This window comes from Mycobacterium sp. NGS40 (assembly GCF_059812735.1).
This window is the reverse complement of sequence record NZ_JCALDG010000005.1, coordinates 126,306-148,013: the sequence shown is the minus strand read 5'-3', so window position 1 is coordinate 148,013 and position 21,708 is coordinate 126,306. Positions and strand designations below refer to the sequence as shown.

Annotated in this window: 21 protein-coding genes; 15 read left to right on the top strand and 6 right to left on the bottom strand. The window is 66.2% G+C overall.

Annotated features, from left to right (window positions below):
* Window positions 1-3 precede the first annotated feature (3 nt).
* A complete protein-coding gene (locus AC5Y5O_RS10010; RefSeq protein WP_096290522.1) occupies window positions 4-1,107 on the top strand; it encodes a nitronate monooxygenase in 1,104 nt (367 codons plus the stop codon).
* A 57-nt stretch (window positions 1,108-1,164) separates the two neighbouring features.
* Window positions 1,165-2,253 (top strand): 3-ketosteroid-9-alpha-monooxygenase, oxygenase component, encoded by a 1,089-nt coding sequence (locus AC5Y5O_RS10005; RefSeq protein WP_096291438.1) that lies wholly within the window; start codon window positions 1,165-1,167, stop codon window positions 2,251-2,253.
* Window positions 2,254-2,265: 12 nt separating this feature from the next.
* Here the strand turns inward: AC5Y5O_RS10005 and AC5Y5O_RS10000 are convergent, their stop codons facing one another.
* Entirely contained in the window at window positions 2,266-3,396 is a 1,131-nt protein-coding gene (locus tag AC5Y5O_RS10000) for a cellulase family glycosylhydrolase (protein WP_096290521.1), read from the bottom strand.
* 95 nt (window positions 3,397-3,491) lie between these two features.
* Window positions 3,492-3,995 (bottom strand): TM2 domain-containing protein, encoded by a 504-nt coding sequence (locus AC5Y5O_RS09995; protein WP_500025122.1) that lies wholly within the window; start codon window positions 3,993-3,995, stop codon window positions 3,492-3,494.
* A 163-nt stretch (window positions 3,996-4,158) separates the two neighbouring features.
* Between AC5Y5O_RS09995 and AC5Y5O_RS09990 the strand changes: the two genes are divergently transcribed.
* The gene (locus AC5Y5O_RS09990) at window positions 4,159-4,491 is read left to right on the top strand and encodes a PE domain-containing protein (protein WP_500024900.1); all 333 of its coding nucleotides are present in this window, start codon (window positions 4,159-4,161) and stop codon (window positions 4,489-4,491) included.
* A gap of 81 nt (window positions 4,492-4,572) precedes the next feature.
* Window positions 4,573-4,959 (top strand): DUF2237 family protein, encoded by a 387-nt coding sequence (locus AC5Y5O_RS09985; protein WP_500024898.1) that lies wholly within the window; start codon window positions 4,573-4,575, stop codon window positions 4,957-4,959.
* On the opposite strand, the gene AC5Y5O_RS09980 is transcribed toward AC5Y5O_RS09985, so the two are convergent.
* Window positions 4,949-5,848, bottom strand: a complete 900-nt coding sequence (locus AC5Y5O_RS09980; RefSeq protein WP_096290517.1) for a helix-turn-helix domain-containing protein — start codon at window positions 5,846-5,848, stop codon at window positions 4,949-4,951. The genes AC5Y5O_RS09985 and AC5Y5O_RS09980 overlap by 11 nt on opposite strands.
* Before the next feature lie 47 nt (window positions 5,849-5,895).
* Between AC5Y5O_RS09980 and AC5Y5O_RS09975 the strand changes: the two genes are divergently transcribed.
* The 6 genes from AC5Y5O_RS09975 (at window position 5,896) to AC5Y5O_RS09950 (ending at window position 10,944) form a co-directional block, all read left to right on the top strand.
* Window positions 5,896-7,164 (top strand): sulfotransferase family protein, encoded by a 1,269-nt coding sequence (locus AC5Y5O_RS09975; RefSeq protein WP_096290516.1) that lies wholly within the window; start codon window positions 5,896-5,898, stop codon window positions 7,162-7,164.
* 9 nt (window positions 7,165-7,173) lie between these two features.
* Window positions 7,174-8,433: an alkyl sulfatase dimerization domain-containing protein gene (locus AC5Y5O_RS09970; RefSeq protein WP_500024894.1), complete on the top strand. Its 1,260-nt coding sequence runs from the start codon at window positions 7,174-7,176 to the stop codon at window positions 8,431-8,433.
* A gap of 22 nt (window positions 8,434-8,455) precedes the next feature.
* Window positions 8,456-8,941, top strand: coding sequence for a VOC family protein (locus AC5Y5O_RS09965; protein ID WP_096290514.1), 486 nt, complete (start codon window positions 8,456-8,458; stop codon window positions 8,939-8,941).
* A gap of 1 nt (window position 8,942) precedes the next feature.
* The gene (locus AC5Y5O_RS09960) at window positions 8,943-9,914 is read left to right on the top strand and encodes an LLM class flavin-dependent oxidoreductase (RefSeq protein WP_096290513.1); all 972 of its coding nucleotides are present in this window, start codon (window positions 8,943-8,945) and stop codon (window positions 9,912-9,914) included.
* 428 nt (window positions 9,915-10,342) lie between these two features.
* Window positions 10,343-10,585 (top strand): hypothetical protein, encoded by a 243-nt coding sequence (locus tag AC5Y5O_RS09955; protein WP_133160892.1) that lies wholly within the window; start codon window positions 10,343-10,345, stop codon window positions 10,583-10,585.
* Between the two features lie 89 nt (window positions 10,586-10,674).
* Window positions 10,675-10,944, top strand: a complete 270-nt coding sequence (locus AC5Y5O_RS09950; protein WP_096290512.1) for a hypothetical protein — start codon at window positions 10,675-10,677, stop codon at window positions 10,942-10,944.
* Between the two features lie 17 nt (window positions 10,945-10,961).
* Here the strand turns inward: AC5Y5O_RS09950 and AC5Y5O_RS09945 are convergent, their stop codons facing one another.
* From AC5Y5O_RS09945 to AC5Y5O_RS09935, 3 genes are all read right to left on the bottom strand, one after another.
* A complete protein-coding gene (locus tag AC5Y5O_RS09945) occupies window positions 10,962-12,284 on the bottom strand; it encodes a M1 family metallopeptidase (protein ID WP_500024886.1) in 1,323 nt (440 codons plus the stop codon).
* Window positions 12,281-16,210, bottom strand: a complete 3,930-nt coding sequence (locus AC5Y5O_RS09940) for a Pls/PosA family non-ribosomal peptide synthetase (protein WP_500024882.1) — start codon at window positions 16,208-16,210, stop codon at window positions 12,281-12,283. Before AC5Y5O_RS09940 ends, AC5Y5O_RS09945 begins: the two co-directional genes overlap by 4 nt.
* Before the next feature lie 70 nt (window positions 16,211-16,280).
* Window positions 16,281-16,940: a GntR family transcriptional regulator gene (locus AC5Y5O_RS09935; protein WP_165796495.1), complete on the bottom strand. Its 660-nt coding sequence runs from the start codon at window positions 16,938-16,940 to the stop codon at window positions 16,281-16,283.
* Window positions 16,941-17,008: 68 nt separating this feature from the next.
* Here AC5Y5O_RS09935 and AC5Y5O_RS09930 point away from each other — a divergent pair, with 68 nt between their 5' ends.
* The 5 genes from AC5Y5O_RS09930 (at window position 17,009) to AC5Y5O_RS09910 (ending at window position 21,509) form a co-directional block, all read left to right on the top strand.
* Window positions 17,009-18,382: an LLM class flavin-dependent oxidoreductase gene (locus AC5Y5O_RS09930; RefSeq protein WP_096290509.1), complete on the top strand. Its 1,374-nt coding sequence runs from the start codon at window positions 17,009-17,011 to the stop codon at window positions 18,380-18,382.
* Window positions 18,375-19,559: a CaiB/BaiF CoA transferase family protein gene (locus tag AC5Y5O_RS09925; protein ID WP_096290508.1), complete on the top strand. Its 1,185-nt coding sequence runs from the start codon at window positions 18,375-18,377 to the stop codon at window positions 19,557-19,559. Before AC5Y5O_RS09930 ends, AC5Y5O_RS09925 begins: the two co-directional genes overlap by 8 nt.
* Before the next feature lie 13 nt (window positions 19,560-19,572).
* A complete protein-coding gene (locus AC5Y5O_RS09920) occupies window positions 19,573-20,511 on the top strand; it encodes an HpcH/HpaI aldolase/citrate lyase family protein (RefSeq protein WP_096290507.1) in 939 nt (312 codons plus the stop codon).
* A 67-nt stretch (window positions 20,512-20,578) separates the two neighbouring features.
* Window positions 20,579-20,734 (top strand): hypothetical protein, encoded by a 156-nt coding sequence (locus AC5Y5O_RS09915; RefSeq protein WP_096290506.1) that lies wholly within the window; start codon window positions 20,579-20,581, stop codon window positions 20,732-20,734.
* Window positions 20,735-20,816: 82 nt separating this feature from the next.
* The gene (locus AC5Y5O_RS09910) at window positions 20,817-21,509 is read left to right on the top strand and encodes a type 1 glutamine amidotransferase domain-containing protein (RefSeq protein ID WP_207768615.1); all 693 of its coding nucleotides are present in this window, start codon (window positions 20,817-20,819) and stop codon (window positions 21,507-21,509) included.
* The last annotated feature ends 199 nt before the right edge of the window (window positions 21,510-21,708 follow it).

Sequence of the window (21,708 nt, the reverse complement as noted above, 5' to 3'; positions counted from 1 at the left end):
AGTATGGCCAATTCCCTATGTGAGCGTCTCGGCATCGAGTTCCCGCTGTTCGCGTTCTCGCACTGCCGCGACGTGGTCGCCGAGGTCAGCAAGGCCGGCGGATATGGGGTGCTGGGCGCGCTGGCCTACAACGCCGAGCGCCTCGAGGTCGAGCTGTCCTGGATCGACGAGCACGTCGGCGGACGGCCGTACGGGGTGGATTTCGCGATGCCGGAAAAGTTCGTCGGCAAGGGCGAACCCTTCAGCCTCGATGCGCTGCGTGAGCTCATTCCGGCCAGCCACACCGAACACATGGAGAAAGTGCTCGCCAACCACGGTGTGCCGCCGCTGCCGGAGGACGCCGAGCGGCGGGTGATCGCCGCCGGCCTCGGGGTCGAGGCCGAAGGGCCGGGCCAGGTGGAGGTCGCGCTGCGTCACCCGGTGTCGATGATCGTCAACGCGCTAGGGCCGCCACCGGCCTACGCCATCGCCGCCGCACACGAAAAAGGCGTACTGGTAGGCGCTTTGAGTGGTTCGCCGCGGCACGCGCGGCGTAACGTCGATGCGGGAGTTGACGTGATCATCGCCCAGGGCGGGGAGGCCGGAGGACACACCGGCGAGATCGCCACGATGGTGCTGGTGCCCGCGGTCGTCGATGAGGTCGGGCCGGACATTCCCGTGCTGGCCGCCGGCGGCATCGGTAACGGCCGGCAGATGGCGGCCGCGATGGCCCTTGGCGCACAAGGGGCTTGGACCGGCTCGCTGTGGCTGACGGTCGCCGAGGCGTCGACGGAGCCGTGGGTGGTCGAGAACCTGTTAAAGGCCGGGTATTCCGACACGGTGCGTTCGCGCGCGATGACCGGCAAGCCGGCCCGGCAGATCCGTACCGAATGGACCGAGGCATGGGAAGGCCCCGACAATCCCGAACCGTTGCCGATGCCGTTGCAGGGCATCGTGTATGCGGATGCATCCGCGCGGTTCATGCGGGCGCGATCGAGTGCGCTGTCGGGCTCGCCGGCAGGGCAGATCGTCGGGTCGATCAATAAGGTACGGCGCTCGCGCGACGTGGTTCTCGACATCGTCGAGGAGTACCTCGCCACGGTGCGGCGACTGGCAGAAGACGGCTGAGGAGGAATCGCTGTGGTTAGCAACGACGACGTCCGGGACATCGACACCGGCGTACCCATGGAGCGCTTCGCCCGCGGCTGGCACTGCATCGGTCTGGCCGAAAACTTCCGCGACGGAAAACCCCATGCGATCAACGCATTCGGGACCCGTCTGGTGGTGTTCGCCGACACGGCCGGCGAGGTGCATGTTCTCGACGCGTACTGCCGCCACATGGGCGGCGACCTGTCCCAGGGGACCGTCAAGGGTGATTCGGTGGCCTGCCCGTTTCACGACTGGCGCTGGCAGGGCTCGACCGGACGTTGCTCTTTGGTGCCCTACGCCAAGCGCACACCCCGATTGGCACGGACACGGCGCTGGCCGACCGGAGAGGTCAACGGCCAATTGCTCGTCTGGCACGATCCCGAGGGGTCGACGCCGGCGCCGGAGCTCTTCCCGCCGACGATTGACGGATACGCCGACGGGCAGTGGTCCCCGTGGTCGTGGAATTCGATTCTCATCGAGGGATCGCACTGCCGCGAGATCGTCGACAACAACGTCGACATGGCCCACTTCTTCTACATCCACCATGCGTACCCGACGTTCTTCAAGAACATCATCGAAGGCCACACGGCGACCCAGATCATGGAATCCAAGGCCCGGCCCGACACCACCAAGAACTACGAGAAGCTCTGGGAAGGAACGAAGCTTCGCTCGGAGGCAACGTATTTCGGCCCCGCCTACATGATCAACTGGTTGCACAACGACGTGGCGCCGGACTTCACGATTGAAGTCGCGCTGATCAACTGCCACTATCCGGTCACGCACAACTCATTCGTGCTGCAGTGGGGCGTGGCCGTTCAGGAACTTCCCGGCCTGCCGGCCGACAAGGCGGCCAAGCTCGCCGCCGCGATGAGCCGATCGTTCGGCGAGGGATTCCTCGAAGACGTCGAGATCTGGAAGCACAAGACGCGCATCGAGAATCCGTTGCTCACCGAGGAGGATGGCGCGGTGTATCAGCACCGGCGCTGGTACGAGCAGTTCTATGTCGATGCCGCCGACATCACCGCGGAGATGACCGACCGCTTCGAAATCGAGGTGGATACCAACCACGCCAACACTTCTTGGCAGCGCGAGGTTGCGGACAACCTCGCGGCTACCGTGCGGTGAGTGACGCCGAGGCTAGCCCAGCCCGCCGGTCAACCCCCGCGCCGCCTGGATTTCGGTCGGCCGGTATGGGCGACCATCGGGTAGCAGCAGGTCGTGGAACCACAGTTTGGGCGGTGCCGGGTACGGGTGATTCCACGAGTCCCACGGAAAATAGGTCTGGGTCTTGCCCGCCACCAAACCCCAGTTGAACGCACCGACGTTGTGTCGCTTGGCAATTGGCAGGATCGTTTCCAGGGTGCTGCCTTGGGACCGGGCCATGTACTCGGTGCACAGGATCGGTCGCCCCAGCGGAGCCAATTCGTTGATCTTTGACTCGAACTCGGCCGGTTTGCCGTAGTTGTGGAAGGTGATCACGTCGGCGTTGTCGAGTTGGATGGCACTGATCGCGCTGCGGCTTCCCCGGTCTCCCCAGGATCCCTGCCACACACCGCTGGTCAACGGCTGCGCGGGATCAACCGCTCGCGCCCACCGGAACACCTGAGGAAGCAGGTCGGCCACCCGCTGAAGCTTGTCCGCGCGCTCGACCTTGCGGTACTCCTTCGCGGGATTGTCGGGCTCGTTCCACAGGTCCCACCCTAAAACCCGGTCGTCATTACGGAACTGGCTCAACACTCCCGTGACGTAGTCCTGCATGACCGGGACGTAGCGGGGATCGCCGAGGCGCTCGGCGCCCGGGCTCTGCACCCAGCCGGAGTTGTGCACCCCCGGTACCGGTGCGTGCTGCGGGCCGGCCTTCGGCAGCGGGTCCCAACAGGAGTCGAACAAGACGAAGAGCGGCTTGATGCCATGGCGCGACGCGATTCCGACAAACTGGCTCAGACGGCTTTGGAAACCCGGGCGGTCCGTCGCCCACAACTGATCGTGAAGGAAGACCCGCATGGTGTTGAAACCGAGTGTGCGGGCCACGCCCAGCTCGCCGTCAATGCGTTGTGGGTCAAACGTTCCCGGCTGAAACATCTCCAGCTGATTGATCGCGGTCGACGGGATGTAGTTCGCGCCGACAAGCCAACCTTGTGCGCGATACCAGGCGTTGGCACGATCCGGCGACCACCGTGCTGCCTCAGCAAAAGCGCGCGGCGCTTGGGCCAGCGCCGCACCCGCTGCCAGCATCAGGGGCACCTTCAGGGCCGTTCGGCGGTTCACGAAGTGACACTAGATTTCCCTTGTCGCACAGGCGGTTCGACGCGCCGATCGCAATGTATTGAGATGGGAATTGTGACCTGATCGTGATCTGTGGACTAGCGAAGCTTGCGGCCGTAGCTGTCTTTCACGCTGCCGGTGAACATCATGATCGCATCGACGACGGCCCACACGGCGCTGCCGAGCAGGACCGGCAACGCGATAAAGCAGAACAGGCTGAAGACGAGTCCGACGAGGCCGAGTATCAGCTGCGCAACCGCGATCTGGGTCGAGTCGATATAGAAGCGGCCAATGCCGAACACCCCGAAGAAAAGCTGCAACAGACCCGCCGTGGTACCGGACTTGTCGGACAGCGCGACGCCCGTGGCGGGATCGCGCCCGAACGGCGCATGGGGATCAACCCCCGGATAGCCGCCGTAGCCGGGATATGGCTGCGAAGGTGGGTAGCCGGGCTGCGGCGGTACGTAGCCGGGCTGCGGTGGGTAACCGGGGTACCCCGCCTGCGGTGGCATCGGCGGGCCCGGGGGCGGCAAGTAGCCGGGCCGCTGCCACCCCTCGGGCGGTGGGCCCCCGGGAAATCCGGGCGGGTTGGGCGTCGACATCGCCTGAGTTAACCCCGCCGCGGCGGGTGAGTCCATTCGCGCTGGATACTGCCGGACGGGCGCCCGACCAACCACCTAGCAGAGGGCAACTTTTGTAGACGCAAACAATTGCATACTGCTACTATCGCACTCGACATTGTTTTGCTGACCCAGGAGTGCGCCGATGCGGTCCATGTCCTTCGACCCGGCGGTGGCCGTCGTTGGCACTCAGATCGTCGGCAGTGCGACGCAGGCGCTTGCGAACAGTGCTGCGGCGGAGCCGTCGGTGACCGCGCCGGCTCCAGCCGGCGCCGAAGAGGTCTCGGCTCAGGCGGCAGCGGCGTTCGGGGCGGAGGCCACCCACATGCTGGCTCTGCTCAACGCGGCGCACTCGGAACTGGCGCGTACGGGCAACGCGCTGGTCGACATCGCCCGAATCTACGCGGGGACTGACGCCGTCGCGGCTCGCCGGCTGAGCCAGATCCGCACCGACGTCGCCTTCCGGCTGGCTGGGTAGGGCCAGTGGCGGGGCAGATTCGCAGGGCACGGTCGGTGCTGTCTCTTCTAACTTTGGCTCCGACGGCGCGATACTAACCAGATGTCCGATCGCAACGTGCTCGGCGGCCCGCTGCAGCCATGTGGCACCGAACCCCTGACCGGCTTCTACCGCGACGGCTGCTGCTCGAGCGGAGCCGAGGATGTCGGTCGCCACACGATCTGCGCGGTGATGACCGCCGATTTCCTTGAGCGCCAACGTTCCATCGGCAACGATCTGCTGACGCCGGTTCCCGAGTACCGCTTTCCCGGCCTGCTGCCCGGTGACCGCTGGTGTGTGACCGCCCTGAATTGGTTGCGGGCTCACCGCGATGGTTGCGCCGCGCCGGTCGTGTTGGCCAGCACCCACGAACGCACCCTCGAGGTGGTGCCCCTCGAGGCGCTGCTGGAGCATCAAGTCGACGTTCCCGACGATCTGGCTAACTTGTAGGGCTCGCGATCTGCGCTTCGATCCGTCGGGCCGCGGCGCAAACCTGCTCACTGAGCCGCGTGACGTCCGACGCGGTCAGGTCGGTGAAGGGCGCGACGCTGACCGACATCGCGACCACTCCGTCGTCATCGAAGATCGGGGCGGAAATGGTGGCGATACTGTGCGCCGAGTTCTCGGTGAGTTCGGCATCCAGCACGTCGATCACCGTGAGGTCGGCGAAGGCCCGGGCCAGGTGTGCGGTGATCGCGTCGGGTTCGCCGTCACCGCGCAATGCCCGCAGTGCCGCATGCACCTGACGGTATTCGCGGCTGAGGCGTTCGACGGTATATCCGCGATGACGAATCTCGCTGAGCACCGAAGTGATTCGTCGGGAGAGCGCGGTGGACGGCCTGCCCATGCCCTGCAGCCAGGCGCGCTGCGCGGGCGCCGGGCTCCAGGCGAGGTAGTCGCGGCCGAACGGCGCTACCAACGGCATGCGCAGTCCGCGGTCGATGCGCATCCCGGACGAGGATTCGCCGGCGGTATCGGTCACGACGATGGCCTTGTCCTCGCGGCGCGCCAGAAATGCTTGTGCCGCTGACGATTCGGCGAGCTGCTGTAAGACGCCACGAAAGACCCGGTCGCCGGCCGGCTTCGCCAGCGCCGCGATGCCCGGTCCCCAGGAGTAGGCGGCCGTGTCGACGTCGCGCACCACCCAGTGATGGGCGCTCAGCGTGGTCAGAATCGCGTGCCCGGTAGCGCGGCTGATGCCGAGCTCGCGGGTGATATCCGCGAGTGAGAACGCTCGCGTGGGTTGGGACCCGAGCAGCCGCATGACCGCGACGACGCGCTCGGTCGGTGGCGACGCGGGTTGACGAGGTGTCGGTCCCGCGTCTAACGTCCGTATCATATTTCGAACGATACGTCGAATATTCGACGCCGCAAGGAGGCGGTCGCATGGGCGCTGCGGGCCCCGACATCGCTGACATCGATTTCGACGATCTGACCTCGCCGCGGCTGACCGATGTCCAGCGTCAGATTCTGGAATTCACCGAGGCCAAACGGGTCGATTTCGACCTCGACCGGATGTTCGGGGAGGCCGTCCAACAAGCCGGCGCCGACGATCTCGACGACACGGACGGTTTCGGGGAGCGCTTGACCGCTCACGTCGCGGCGATTGAAGCCGACGAGGGACTGCGACAGCTCACCCGGTCGACGTTGCGGCAGCGCGTGATTCGGCTGCTGCGCAACCGCCTGTCACTCACCGAACTCATCAAGCGCTATCCCGAGATTGTGTCCATACCGATCGACGGCCCCTTCGTCGTTGTCGGGATGCCGCGGTCCGGCACCACGCATCTGGTGAATCTCATTGCCGCTGACCCGCGCCGGCGTGCCTTGCCGTATTGGGAAAGTCAGGAGCCGATCCCCGCGCGCGGCGACGGGCCCGACATTGACGGGGTCGACCCACGCTATGCGCGCGCCAAAGCCGAACACGACGCCCTGATGGTCAGCGCTCCCGTGGTGGCCGCGATGCACGACCGGTTCCCCGAGGCGATCGAGGAGGAGGTCGAGCTCCTCGATCTGGACCTCGCGAGTTACGTCTTGGAATGGCATGCCCGCGTGCCGGATTGGCGAGACTATTACCTCGCGCTCGACCAAACCCGGCATTACGCATATCTGAAGAAGGTCCTGCAGGCGCTGACGTTTCTGCGCGGCCCGCAGACCTGGATCCTCAAGAGCCCGCAGCATTGCGAGCAGCTGGGCCCGCTGATGGCGACCTTTCCCGATGCGACGGTCGCGTTCACGCATCGCGATCCGGTCGCGGTCGTGCAGTCCGCGATCACGATGATGGCCTACTCGGATCGGCTGCGCCGCAGGAGTATCGATCCGGGCTGGCTTCTCGAGTACTGGACGGATCGGGTGCATCGACTGCTGAGCGCGTGTGTCCGCGACCGCGACCTGGTGCCGTCCGACCGCAGCATCGACGTCAACTTCCACCAGCTCAACGGCAATGAAATGCCGGTGCTCGACGAGCTTTACCGCCGTGGTGGCGTCGAACTGACACCGAAGGTGCGCAACCGATTCCGGCAGTATCTCGACGGCAATCCGCGCGGCAAGCACGGGCGAATCCGTTACGACCTACCACGACACTTCGGCGTCTCGGCCGACGAGCTGCGTGGGCGGTTCGACTTCTACTTCGACCGGTTCGACGTCCGTCCCGAATGAGGAGCATCGATGAGCGCCCCGGACTTTGAACCGGTCTACCGCAGCAGGCCCGGTGCCGACGGCCTGCGGCCCGCGTCCGCCGAACAGGCCGAGCAGATCGCCGAGGGACTGTGGTGCTCGCCCGGACTGTCGAACGCGTACCTACTGACCACCGGCGACGGTCGGGTGATCGTCAACACCGGCATGGGCTTCGAGGGGCCGGTGCATCGGGCCAACTTCGACGCTGTCGACTCCTCACCGGTGCGCTACATCATCTTCACCCAGGGCCACGTGGACCACGTCGGCGGCCTGGACAGCGTTCGTGATCCCGACACAACCGTTGTTGCTCAGGCGAACTGGACCCAATGGCGAGACGACAACGAGCGCCTCATCCCGTATCGTGCCAGCCGCAGCGCGTTCGCCTTCTCCGATACGCTGGCGACGGGAATCCAGGACATCCAGCGCCGTCTCGGTACCACGCGGCTACCCACCCAGAGCATCCCCGGCGTCGACCTCGACTTCGAAGACGCGCTCACCCTCGACGTCGGCGGACGCCGACTGGAGCTGATCTCCGTCCCCGGCGGCGAGACCACCGACTCTTTGGTCATCTGGCTGCCCGATGAGCGAATATGTCTGTGCGGAAACACTTTCGGCCCGATATTCGGCCACATTCCCAATCTGGTCACGATCCGTGGCGATCGCTACCGTGACGCCCTGGCCGCGATCGCGTCGGTCGAGCGGGTGCGCGACCTGCAGCCAGAACTTCTGGTGACCGGCCACTTCGAACCGATCGCCGGAGCGGACCGCATCCACCAGGAGCTTACTCGGCTGCGCAATGCCATCGAATACGTCCACGACCAGACGGTGGCCGGAATGAACGCCGGAAAAGATGTCCTGACCCTGATGCGCGAGATCACGTTGCCCGCGGAATGCGAAGTGGGCCAAGGCTATGGGAAAGTCTCCTGGGATGTGCGGGCGGTGTGGGAGAACTACTCCGGGTGGTTCCATCACCGGTCGACCACCGAGCTGTATCCCGTCGGTTTCGACGCCGTCGGCACCGACGTGGTGGAACTCGCCGGCGCCGATGCTCTTGTCAACCGAGCACGAGCACACCTCGCCGAAAACCGTCCCGTGCACGCCGTCCACCTCGCCGAGCTCGTCACCACCGCGGAGCCCGACCACGCGGGGGCGCGCGAAGTGCTGCGGGATGCACATGAAAGTCTGCTGAGCAGCACAACGAATTTCTGGGAACGGGCCTGGCTCTCGCGACAAATAGCGAGCTACTCGTGACGGCACGGGAAGGGACATCACGATGACATTTGTGCTGCAGCCCAAGGACTTCTATCACACCGGTATCGTGGTGCCCGACCTCAACACCGCCATGGCCCGCCTCACCGCCCTGGCCGGCTACCGGTGGATCACCGCACTGCGCTATACGCTGCCGTTTCGCACCGCGGCCGGAGTGCGCGAGCTGACCTCGACGATCGTCTACTCCGTGCAGAGTCCGCACATCGAACTGGTCCAGGAGGTTCCGGGAACTCCGTGGACCGCCGCAGCGGGCAACTCGGTGCACCACATCGGCTATTTCACCGACAACCTCACCGAGAGCGCACGCGCGTTGGAGCGCAACGGCTTCACCTTCGAAATGACCGGAGCACTACCGGACGCCGAGTTCGGGATGTTCGCCTACTACCTCGATGCGTTCGGCACCCGCATCGAGATCGTCGACCGCGCGCTGTTCCCCGACTTCGCCGCGTTCGTGGAGTCCATCGCCGCGCCGGCCGCAGACGGAGCCTGACATGGTCTTGACGGTGTTGCGCTTCAATTTCGCTTCACCACAAGGAGATCCGCGCACCCAGAGTAAACTCTTGTCCGCCGCGCTCGAATTGGCGCAATGGGGTGAGTCCCACGGCATCACGTCGGTCAGCGTCGACGAGCACCACGCCACCGGTCACGGCTGGAGCTGCAATCCGATTATGGCCGCCGCCATGTTTCTGGCGCGCACCTCGACGGTGATTGCCAGCGTGGACTGCGCGCTGGGGCCGTTGTGGAACCCGGTCCGGCTCGCCGAAGACATCGCGCTTGTCGACAACATGAGCCGTGGCCGGCTGCACACCACGGTGGGCCTGGGCTACCGTACCATCGAATACCACTCACTCGGAATGGATTTCAGCCGGCGGGGCGCGCTGATGGACAGCCTGGTCGAACGGATGCTGGAGGTCTGGTCGGGTGCCGGGGCAGACACGGGGATTTGCACCGGCACCTGGAGTCGGCCGCATCCGCCGCTGTACGTCGGCGGCGGTGCCCGCGCCACCGCGCGGCGGGCCGCGCGATTCGGGCTTCCGCTCAGCCTGGCCGACCATCTGCCCGACATCGCCACCTACTACCGCGAACTGTGCGCCGCAGCGGGCATCAAGCCGGTGATCCTGATGCCCGGGCCGATCAATCGCGGAATGATCTACCTGCACGAGGATCCCGAACGGGCGTGGGCCGAGCTCGGCGAACACATCCTGTGGGAAGCAGTCACTTACGGGGAGTGGTCCACTGACCAACGATCCCTGATGCACCTGCCCGGCGTCCGGACCTTGGACGAGGTCCGGGCCTCCGGCCGATACCGCTTCCTGACACCCGACCAGCTGATCGCCGAAATCCGCGACAGCGACGATTACGGGCCGCTGGTGTTGCATCCACTGGTCGGCGGCATGCCCGTCGACGAGGCGTGGAAGTCGGTTCAGTTACTGACCGACACCGTGCTGCCCGCGCTCGGCTGACCCATGATTGGGCCCGCCGATGATCGGGTATCGCAGCTGAATCAGATAGCAGACACATCGGGTACCTCTGCTACGCAGACGGCAGGATAGAAGGGGTCGATGATGAAATCTGCTGCGGTTAAAAGGGTCTGTGCGCTTACCGGTGGTGCGGCATTGACCGCTCTCGCGGTCACCTGCGGGAGCGGTGTCGACACGTCGATCGGCGCGCCGCCCACGCCTCCACCAGGTCCCAACACTTCGTCCGGCCAGGTCGCACCAACTGCGGCGCCACCCGGTCCGGGGATGCCCGGGTGGGCTCAAAGCGCGCCCGGTGGAGCCGCGGGCGGAGCAGCCGGTGGATCAGCTGGCGCCGGGGGAGCCGGCGGAGCAGCCGGGGGAGTCGGCGGAGCAGCAGGCGGCGCGGGAGGCGTCATCGCCGGGGTCGGTTAGTGGGAACGATTGAGTTCGCCGCCAACGGGTATCGCCGCACAATGACCAATATTCGTGCGCTCAAAAAGGGGCTAGCCCTGCTCGGTGGTATGGGCTTGCTCGTGCTGGCGGTCGCCTGCGGGGGTGGCACCGCGGGCCGGGTGGGCGCGCCGCCGACGACGTCACCACCGACGTCCTCCGAGACGGTGGGGCCGACGGTGCTTCCATCGACATCTGTACCCGCGCGACCCAACGGTGGCTAGAAATTGGGTGAAATCGTGGTTGCGCTCGATATCAACGGGTACCGCCACCTGGGCATGACACGAGATCCGACAATTGAGTGGAGGGTGACATGACATCTCATGTAGTGAAAAAAGGGTTGGCGCTTCTTGGTGGTGCCGCCGCGATCGGCCTGGGGATCGCCTGCGGTGGCGGCGTGACTCAGTCGGTCGCCGCGCCGGCAGCGCCGACACCGTCGCCGACGTCGTCAAGCCAGCCCGCACCGGCGCCGATGCAGCCGGGGACGGGCTCCGGCGGCCAGAATATGCCCGGTAGCGGGGGAACCGGTAGCGGACAAGCCGGTGGCACGGGTGGCGGCGGCGCGGCCGGCGGCGGAGGCTAATCCTCGCGCTTAGATCGTCACGGCACTGCCGTCGAATACAGCCACGCCTCCCACAGCGGCCGCAGCGACTCGTCCGAGTAGTTGGCGGCCAGGCCGGTGAAGTCGTCGGTGACGGCAGTGCCGTGGCGATGCCGCGATGTCCAATCCTGAAGCAGCGCAAAGAATTTATCGCTACCCAGCTGGCCGCGCAGCGCGTGTAAAGTCAGCGCGCCGCGTTTGTATACGCGGTCGTCGAACATGTCGCGTGCTCCCGGATCGGCCAGAAGCAGGTCCCGCGGCTTCGTCCGCAGCTGCGCGTGATGCAGACCAGCGAGCTCGTCGGCGCTGGGTCCGCCGCTGCGTTCCGACCATAACCATTCCGCGTAACACGCGAATCCTTCGTGCAGCCAGATATCGCGCCACTGGCCCGCGGTCACCGAATTGCCGAACCACTGATGCGCCAGCTCATGGGCGATCAGCCGCTCGCTGGACCGCGTACCGTCGCAATGGTTGGCACCAAAGATCGAAATGCCTTGCGCTTCAAGGGGTATCTCCAGCGGATCGTCGGTCACCACGACCGTGTACCCGGTGGCCAGCGGATATGGTCCGAACAGCTCGACGAACAACGTCATCATCTCGGGCTGACGCGCGAAGTCGTGATCGAAGTCGCGGCGCAGCCGCTGCGGCAGTGCGGCCTGTATGGGCACCGGCGTACGCGCCAGCCGTCGGACCTCGTAGTCGCCGATCTGCAGCGTGATCAGGTAGGTCGACGTCGGCTCCCGCTGCTCGTAGGTCCATACCGTCCGCGAGGCGCGGGCCCGGCGCGAGAGCAGCTGCCCGTTGGCGATCACCCGGTACCGGCTTTCGGTGCTGATCTGGAGATGAAACGCGGCTTTGGCGCTGGGGTGGTCGTTACAGGGAAACCACGACGCGGCGCCGTTCGGCTGGGATGCGACGAGCACGCCGTCGGTCAGCTCTTCGAATCCGACGTTGCCCCACAGCGAACGAATTGGGCGCGGCGAGCCGCCGTATCGCACCACGATCGACATTGCGGCACCGGTCGGCAGCTTCGAGCCCAGCCGGATGCGCAATTTGCCGGCACGGCAGGAGAATTGGTCAACACGCTTGCCGTTCACCGACACCTTCGACACCGTCAAGGCGGCCGACAGGTCGAGCGTCAGTTGCTGCAATTCGGTCAGCGTGACGGCGGTGATGGTGGCCGAGCCGGACAGCCGGTTCAGCGCGACCTTGTAGTCCAGATCCAGCTCATAGCGCGACACCTGGTAAGCGGAGCTGCCGTTGTTCGGCAGGTACTCGTCGACGGCATCGGGCGCCAGCGCCTTCTTCGCGGAGGCTTTCACGCCGCGGTGTCCTGGGCGCCGCGCCCGGCCGCGGCCTTACGCGCCTTCTTACGGCCCGGATTCCACGGTCTGATTGGATTACCTTGCCAGCGTGTCGATCCCGGCACCTCGTCACCACGCACCACCAGAGACGCCGGTCCGACGGTCGCGCCCGCGCCGAGCCGGGCGGCGGGCAACGCCACACAGTGCGGACCCAACGTCGCACCGGGTTCGAGCACCACACCGTCCATTCGCATGATCCGGTCGTGGAAAAGATGTGTCTGCACCACGCAGCCGCGATTGACGGTGGCCCCGTCCCCCAGCGTGACGAGATCCGCCTCAGGGAGCCAATAGGATTCACACCAGACGCCGCGCCCGATCCGGGCGCCCAACGCCCGCAGCCACAGATTCAGGACCGGTGTGCCGCTGGCGGCGCGGGCGAACCACGGCGCGGCCACGGTTTCGACGAACGTATCGGCGACTTCGTTGCGCCACACGAACGACGACCACAGCGGGTATTCGCTCGCTTTGATGCGGCCGACCAGAAGCCATTTCGCGACGATCGTGATGCCACCGGCGATCGCACCCGCCGCCAGTAACACCAGTCCGGAGCCCAGCGCCGCCCACCAGATGCCGAATATCCTTGCCAGCGCCTGTAATCCGCCCAGCACGGCCAGCCCGATCGCCACCGACACGATCACCGGCAGCAACCGCAACGTCTCCACCAACGCGCGCATCGCCTTCAATCGTTGCGGCGGGTCGTATGTGGTCGCCGCGTCGGCCTCGGCCGGACGACGGCGCAACCGCATCGGCGGGCTGCCCAGCCAGGACGACCCGCGCTTGGCCTTGGGGGGCGCGGCGGACAGCACCGCCACCAGGCCGTCGTCGGGAACACGGCGACCGGGCTGGGTGATGCCGGAATTTCCGAGGAACGCCCGCCGGCCGACGGTCGTCGTCGCCGCGTAGATCCAGCCGCCGCCCAGCTCGTACGACGCCACCATCGTGTCGTCGGCCAAAAACGCGCCGTCCTCGATCACGGTAAACTTCGGTGTCAGCAACACCGTCGAGATCTCAGTCCCCTGGCCGACTTTCGCGCCCAGCAGCCGTAGCCACATGGGTGTCAGCAGGCTGGCGTACAGCGGGAACAGGTAGTTGCGCGCGGCGTCCATCAGGCGTTCGGTGGCCCACAGCTGCCATCCGGCGCGGCTGCGCACCGGGTGATAGCCCTCGTGCAGCCCGAGCGACAACACCCGCACCCCGAGCACCGTCAGCAACGCGTACACCGCAAGCGCGGTCAGCGTCGCGACCGGTGTCCACAGCAGCGCCGGCACCACGGCCTGCGACAGGCGATCGGTGTGGCGCACGGCCAGCCCGATGACCGCGAGCCCGCTCGCCACCGCGACCAGCGGCAGTGCCCCCAGCAGAACCGACGTCAGCCCGTACATCGCCACCCAATGGGTGCGGCGCGACGGCCGTTCGTCCGGCCACGGGTGGTTGACCCGGCCGGATTTCACCGCCGGTGAGCCCTTCCAGTACTGGCCGTTCTTGATCTTGTCCAGCACGCCCGCGCCCGGTGCCACGTCGGCGTTCTTACCGACGACCGCACCGGGCAGCAACGTGCTGCGGGCGCCGATGGTCGCGTCGTCACCGATCGTGATTTCGCCGACATGGAATGCGTCCCCGTCGATCCAGTGACCACACAGGTCGACTTCGGGTTCGACCGCGCTGCGGTGACCAAGGGTGAGCAACCCGGTGACCGGTGGCAGCGAATGCAGGTCGACACCCTCACCAATGTCGGACCCGAGCGCGCGGGCGTAGTACACCAGCCACGGCGCCCCGGACAGATTGTGTGCGCCGCTGGCCTCGGCGAGCCGTTCGGTGAACCAGATCCGCAGGTGCACCGACCCGCCGCGACGATAAGTACCCGGGCGCACCTTCGACAGCAAGACCCGCGCGCACAACACCGCGATGCCCATGCGGCCCACCGGGGTAACGAACGCGACGAATGCCACCGCGATCAGCCACCAGTTCACCGCCACCGTCCATGGCACCACGTGCCAGGCGCGGGCGACGTTGTTGCCCAGCGCCAGCCAGGTCAACCACGGCAGCGCCGCCAGCGTCGCCAGCGGTACGGCGAGCACGGTCTGCGTGAGTCGCGTCAGCCACGGCGTCGGCCGGACCTCGCGCTCGGCAACCTGCGGCGGCGCCTCGAGTTCGTCGAGGAACCCGGCGATTGAGCCCAGCCGGGGGTGGTCGTACAGATCGGCAACGGTCACCTGCGGGTACTGCTGGCGCAGCACGGCGACGAGTTGTGCGGCCGACAGCGAGCCGCCGCCGAGCGCGAAGAAGTCCGCCTCGACAGAGTCGACCGCCGCACCCAGCAAGTCGCGCCACAGTCCGGCGAGCCAGCCTGTCGTGCCGCCCAGATCGATCGCTTCGTCCGACTCGCCACCCGGCGGCGGCCAGGGCAGCGCGTCGCGGTCGACCTTGCCCGACGTGCGGGTGGGCAGCTCGTCGACCCGGACCAGCCGCGGCACCAGCGAGGCGGGCAGCTGCGCGGCGAGCCGGGCGCGCGCCTCGCCCAGTTCGAACGCCGGATCCGCGCTGACCAGATAGCCGACCAACACCGGCGTGCCGGTTGCGGTGTGGCGCACCGCGGCCGCGCCGCCGCTGACGCCGGGCAGGTGCACCAACGCCGAGTCGACCTCGCCCAGTTCGATGCGCCGGCCCCCGACCTTGACCTGGTCGTCGCTGCGGCCACAGAAGTACAGCCCGTCGGGTTCCAGCCGAACCAGGTCGCCGCTGCGGTAGGCGCGCGCCCAGCCCAGCGACGGCATAGCCGCGTACTTTTCGGCGTCCTTGTCCTTGTCCAGATAGCGGGCCAGCCCGACGCCACCGATCACCAGCTCGCCGACGTCGCCGTAGGCGACCGGCAGGCAGTCGGCGTCGACGACCGCCAGGTCCCAGCCGGGCAGTGGCAGCCCGATGCTGATCGGCCCGGGGCCACCGAGTTTCGCCGCGCACGCCACCACCGTGGCCTCGGTCGGCCCGTAGGTGTTCCATACTTCGCGACCGTCGACGGCGAGGCGCTCGACCAGCTCCGGCGGGCAGGCCTCGCCGCCAAAGATCAACAGCCGCACAGCTTCCAGCGCCTCGCTGGGCCACAGCGCGGCCAGTGCGGGCACCGTCGAGACCACGGTCACGTCCCGGGTGACCAGCCACGGACCGAGGTCCATCCCGCTGCGCACCAGCGACCGCGGCGCGGGAACCAGGCAAGCACCGTGGCGCCACGCCAGCCACATTTCCTCGCATGATGCGTCGAAAGCGACTGACAGCCCAGCCAATACGCGATCGCCGGGTCCAATCGGGTTGTCTTGCAAGAACATCTGTGCCTCGGCGTCGACGAATGCGGCAGCGCTGCGGTGGGTCACCGCGACACCTTTCGGCGTGCCGGTCGATCCGGACGTGAAGATGATCCAGGCGTCGTCGCGAGCCAGCGGCGCGGTGGCCCGCCAGCCCCGCGACAAGCCGACGCCCCGGAGCAAGCCCGCCTCGGTGATGACGCCCACCACGCCGGCCTCGCCGAACACCAATTCGGCGCGTTCGTCGGGATCGTCGGCGTCGACGGGCACGTAGGCCGCGCCGGTCGCCAGCGTCGCCAGGATGGCGACGTACAACGCGTAGCTGCCCGACGGCATCCGGATGCCGATCCGGTCGCCGCGCCCGATGCCCCGGGCGGCCAGCCATTGCACGCTGGCCTCGATGTCGCCGATCAGTTCGCTGTAGGTGAGCTGGACGGTGCCGTCGTCGATGGCCGCCGCGTCCGGGTAACGCGCGGCGGTCGCATACAGGATGTCGATCAGCGTGCGCGGGCTCGGAGCGGCAGGCGACAGCGTGTACTGCGCTGGGACTCGTGCGGGGACAGGAGGCCCAGAAGTCGATGGCACCCCACGAAAATACTCAAATCCCGGCGCCGCGCCGGCAAGCGCTCGCGGCGTGTGACGCCCCGGTTGGGTCTCACGCGGTGCGGCGCTGCTCGAGCCAGTCGGCCAGCGAGCGCCCCGCGTCCAGCACATGGCGTTCGGCGATCCTGCGGGACCGTTCGACGTCCTTTTCACCGAGTGCGTCGAGCAGCTCCTGGTGCTCGTCGAGCGAATGTTTCTCATGGTCGGGGAACAGGGTGAGGAAGTTGCTCGGCACGACCCGCGCGGCCTGTTTGATCTGCGTCATCAGCCGCGGGGAGTGCGCGGCCCGGTGGATTTTCTGGTGGAAGTGCCAGTTGGCTTCCCCGATGCTGTCGTCACCGGAGCGCGCCACCACATCCGCAGCGAGCTCGCGCAGCATCTCGAGCTCGTCCGCTTCGATGCGCTGGGCAGCCCACGCGGCGGCCTGTCCGGTGAGAACGCCCAGGATGGTGAAGCTGTCCATGACGTCGGTGGGGCTGATGCCGATCACGGTGATGCCACTGCGCGGCGCGATCTGGACCAGACCTTCGAAGGACAGTTCCAGTAACGCCTCGCGAACCGGGGTCCGGCTGGTCGCGAACTCCTCGGTGATGGCGTCCAGATCGACTCGCGTGCCGGCGGACAAGGCGCCGGTCAGGATGCGGTCCCTGAGTTCGCGGGCGGCCCGTTCGCGCACGGTGCCGGAGATGTCGATCTTCGAGATCGTAGCCATCCCGGAATGATACCAAATGGCACATCTCACATTTGATACCTGAAATATCAGATGTTACGTTTTCGAACATGGTTGATCGACGACAGGACAAGATGGCCCTGGTTGCTTTCATGCAGGCGGGTAGCACGTCGGTGTACTCGGGATCGTGGCGACACCCGGCGACCGAACACGGATACCTCGACGCTTCGTACTACGCCAAGATTGCCCGTCAGCTCGAAGAAGGCTGCTTCGACCTGATGTTCTTCGACGACCGCCTGGCGATGCCGGGGGTCTACGGGGGTTCGGTGGCCGAGGCGGTGTCCTATGGCGCGCGCCCGGTGAAGCTGGACCTCAGCATCGTGCTTGGTGTGCTGGCCCAGGCCACGTCGCGCATCGGACTCGGCGCGACCTACTCGACCACCTACTACCAGCCGTTCCACGTCGCGCGAACCTTCGCCACGCTGGATCACCTGTCCGGCGGTCGGGCCGCCTGGAACGTGGTCACCTCCGTCAACGACAGCGAGGCGCAGAACTTCGGAGTCGATGCCCATCTGGGCCACGACGAACGCTACGACCGCGCCGACGAGTTCATGGACGTCGTCGCCGGGCTCTGGGACACCTGGGAGGACGACGCGATCCTGCACGACCGGGCGTCCGGGCGCTACGGCGATCCGGGCAAGGTGCACGAGCTTGGGCATGTCGGGCAGTACTTCTCGTCGCGTGGACCGCTGACCGTGCCGCGCACTCCGCAGGGGCGACCGGTCATCATTCAGGCCGGATCATCGGGACGCGGACGCGAATTCGCTTCGCGCTGGGCGGAATTGATCTTCACCGGCGATCCGGGTATCGAGGTTGCGCGCAGTCACTACGCCGACCAGAAGGAGCGGATCGCCGACGCCGGGCGCAATCCTGCCGCGGTACGGATCTGCCCGATGGCCTACGCTGTGGTGGGCGAATCCGAGGCCCACGCCAAGGAGCGCGAAGCTCTGTTCCTCAACGAACTGGTTCATCCGATGGCATCACTGACACTGTTGTCGGAGTTGATGAATTACGACTTCGCGCAACACGATCTGGACGATCCCGTCACCGATGAGCTGATCGCATCGTCCTCCGGAATTCGCGGACTGGTGCAGAACCTGCGCTCCCACATCGGTGGTGACACGGTGACCGTGCGCGATCTGGCCGGCCACCGCGCGACGCTGCTGCAGGGACCGCGCTTCGTCGGCACCGGCGCGCAGGTCGCCGATCAGATGGCGGACTGGTTCGAAAGCGGAGCGTGCGACGGCTTCGTCCTGGCCGCAACGCATCTGCCCGGGGCATTCGAAGATGTTGTGCGGATGGTGGTTCCGGAGCTGCAGCGGCGTGGCCTGTTCCGCAGCGAGTACGAGTCCTCGACATTACGGGGACACCTTGGGCTGCAACGGCCTTCGAACTCACACGTGGGCGCCTGTGCGAATGCTTGAGGGTATGCGAGTGCTCGACCTCGCGACGTTGGCGGCCGCACCGCTGGTTGCGACGTACCTGGGCGAATTCGGCGCCGATGTGATCAAGGTTGAAGACCCGCGGCATGGCGACCCGATCCGTCGGTGGGGCAATCAGCGCGAGGACGTCGGGCTGATGTGGAAGTCCTTATCGCGCAACAAGCGAGCGATCACCCTGGATCTGCGGTGTGCCGAGGGTCAGGCGATGGTGCGCCGGCTCGTCGAGCATGCCGACGTCGCCATCGTCAACACCCGGCCGCAGACGTTGCGCAAATGGGGGCTGGACTACGAGAACCTGCGCGCGGTCAACGACCGGATCGTGATGCTGCACATCACCGGTTACGGATTGACCGGGCCGAAGAGTGAGCGGCCGGGCTTCGGCACGCTCGGCGAGGCGATGAGCGGGTTCGCGCACATCACCGGACAAGCCGGCGGACCGCCCACCCTGCCGCCGTTCATGTTGGCCGACGGCGTCGCCTCACTCAACGCCACTTACGCGGTCATGATGGCGTTGTATCACCGCGACGTGCATGGTGCGCCGGGTCAGCTGATCGACGTCAACCTGATCGACCCGCTGGCTCGCCTGCTGGAGCAGACGCTGCTGGGCTACGACCAACTGGGTTTGGTGCCCGAGCGCGCCGGTAATCGCTGGGATATTTCGGCTCCGCGCAATACCTACCGAACCGCCGACGGGCGCTGGCTGGCCATGTCCGGCAGTTCACCGGCCTTGGCGTTAAGGGTGTTTCGCGCCATCGGCCGCGATGACCTGCTGTCCGACCCGGACTTCTCCGACCCCCAGCGGCGGCTGGCCCGGGCCCGCGAGGTGGATACCGTGGTAGCGGATTGGGTCGCCACCAAGACTCTTTCGGAAGCGATGCAGACTTTCGAAGCCCACGAGGTCGCCGCGGCGCCGGTCTACGACATACGGGATCTGGTCGCCGACGAGCAGCTGACTCATCGGGGGGTGTTCATCTCGGTCTCCGACGAGCAACTCGGTTCGATGATGGTGCAGGCCCCGGTTCCGCGCTTCTCGTCAGCGTCTGCAACGGTGGGCCATCTTGGACCTGGCCTCGGTGAACACAATGACGAAGTTTATGGCGAGCTACTCGGCTTGACTCCCGACGAGATCAACGATCTGCGTACCCGCGGCGTGTTGTGACAGAAGGAAATCGATGACTGATCTTCTCCGTCGTTCCGAACTCGCGGTACCCGCGTGCAACGACAACATGTTCGAGAAGGGCGCCAAGTGTGGGGCGGACCTGGTGTTCCTCGATCTCGAGGATGCGACCCCGGTCGGCGCCAAAGTGCAGTCGCGGGCCAAAGTTATTGCGGCGCTCAACGATATCGACTGGGGGCGCACCGCGCGGGCCATCCGGATCAACGGTCTGGACACTCAGTGGTGCCACGATGACGTGATCGACGTCGTCACCCGGGCGGGCGAGAATCTCGATACGATCATCATCCCGAAAGCCCGCAGCGCCCGCGATGTCTGGTGGGTTGACGTGCTGCTCACTCAGTTGGAGTCGAAACTTGGCCTGAGCAGCAGAATTCGGCTCGAGGTTCTGATCGAGGAGGTGCAGGGCCTGGCTAACGCCGAGGAGATCGCCGCGGCCAGCCCTCGCCTGGATGCCCTGATCTTCGGGGTCGGTGACTTCTCGTTGTCGCAGGGTGCCCGGGTGGACACCAACTTCGTCCCGCTCGGCGAATACCCCGGCGAATTCTGGGCTTATGCGCGTAATAAGGTCATCGTCGCGGCGCGCATCGCCGGCATAGACGCCATCGACGCGCCTTATCCCGACTACCGAGACCTGGCCGGATACGAGCGTGATGCGCGGCGCGCGTCGCTGCTCGGTTACACGGGCAAGTGGGCCATCCATCCCGACCAGGTGCCCGTCGCCAATGGTGTGTACGCACCGACCGCCGACGAGATCGCCCGCGCCGAAGCCAATGTGTCCGCCTACCGGGAGGCCGAGGCCGAGGGCCGCGGGGCGGTCGGAGTCAACGGCGTGCTGGTCGATGCCGCCCACGTGAAGCAGGCGCAGCAGACGCTGGCCCGCGCCGAGCTGGTCAAAGCGCGCAGCCAGGAAACGAATCGGCGGATGTCTGATTGAACGGATTCGTGCCGGGGTAGTCCGTTGGGGATCAATTCGACTGACGCCCAATAGAAAGGGGCACGACGTGATTATCCTCGGCATCATTCTTGTTGTCATCGGGTATTTCGCCGCCATCCCGATTCTGGAAACCATCGGTGGCATCCTGGTGCTGATCGGTGTGGTCTTGTGGATCTTGGGAGCGGTCGGACGTCCGGTTGCCGGCCGAAAAGTCTGGTTCTAGGGTTAACTTCGCTTGACTGCCTGCGGGACCCACACCGAATACCCGCGTGCGGGGCTGCTCTGACAAGGGAAGTGACCGTCTGATGGCAAAAGTTCTGTTCGTCGTCACCGCATCGAGTTACTGGACACTGAACGACGGCGCCCGCCATCCGACCGGCTACTGGGCCGAGGAATTCGCGGCCCCGTACGACGCGCTCAGCCGGGCTGGCCACCAGATCGTGGTGGCCACGCCCGGCGGCACCGTCCCGTACGTAGACGTGATGAGCCTGCGGCCGTCGATGGCCGGCAGCGTCGAGATCGCCGAAAAGCTGGAAGGAATCCTGCGTTCCGCCGAACAGCTGCGTGCCCCGATCCAGCTTGCCAACGCGCGCCTGGACGATTACGACGCCATCTATTACCCCGGTGGGCACGGCCCGATGGAAGACCTATGGCGAGATGCCGATTCCGGCCGCCTGCTCATTGCCGCGCTTGCCTCAGGTAAGCCGTTGGCGATCGTCTGCCACGCGCCGGCCGCCATCCTGGCCACTCGCCACGAGGGCACCTCGCCCTTCGTGGGCTACCGGGTCACTGCCTTCACCAACGAAGAAGAGGACGGTGTCGGACTCCGCGAAAAGGCGCCCTGGACGGTCGAGGACGAACTGGTCAAGATGGGCATCGACTTCGTCAAAGGTGAAATGTGGAAGCCGTTTACGGTGACGGACCGCAATCTTTACACCGGGCAAAACCCCGCCTCGGCCGGACCGCTGGCGGAAAAGGTGCTCGAAGTACTGAAGTAGCTAACTTTCAACTGCGGTCTGCCGCCGAGCTGTGGAACGCGCGGTAGCGGTCCGGCCTGCTTAATCTGGCGCAGACCCCTGCTCGGAGCTCGTAGACCGGTGCCGGCGACGTCCGACGATGTCGATGCGGGAACCCCTCGACGCGGGAATATCAACTACTTGTGATTAACGGTTCGAGGATATACCGTCGGCCCGACGG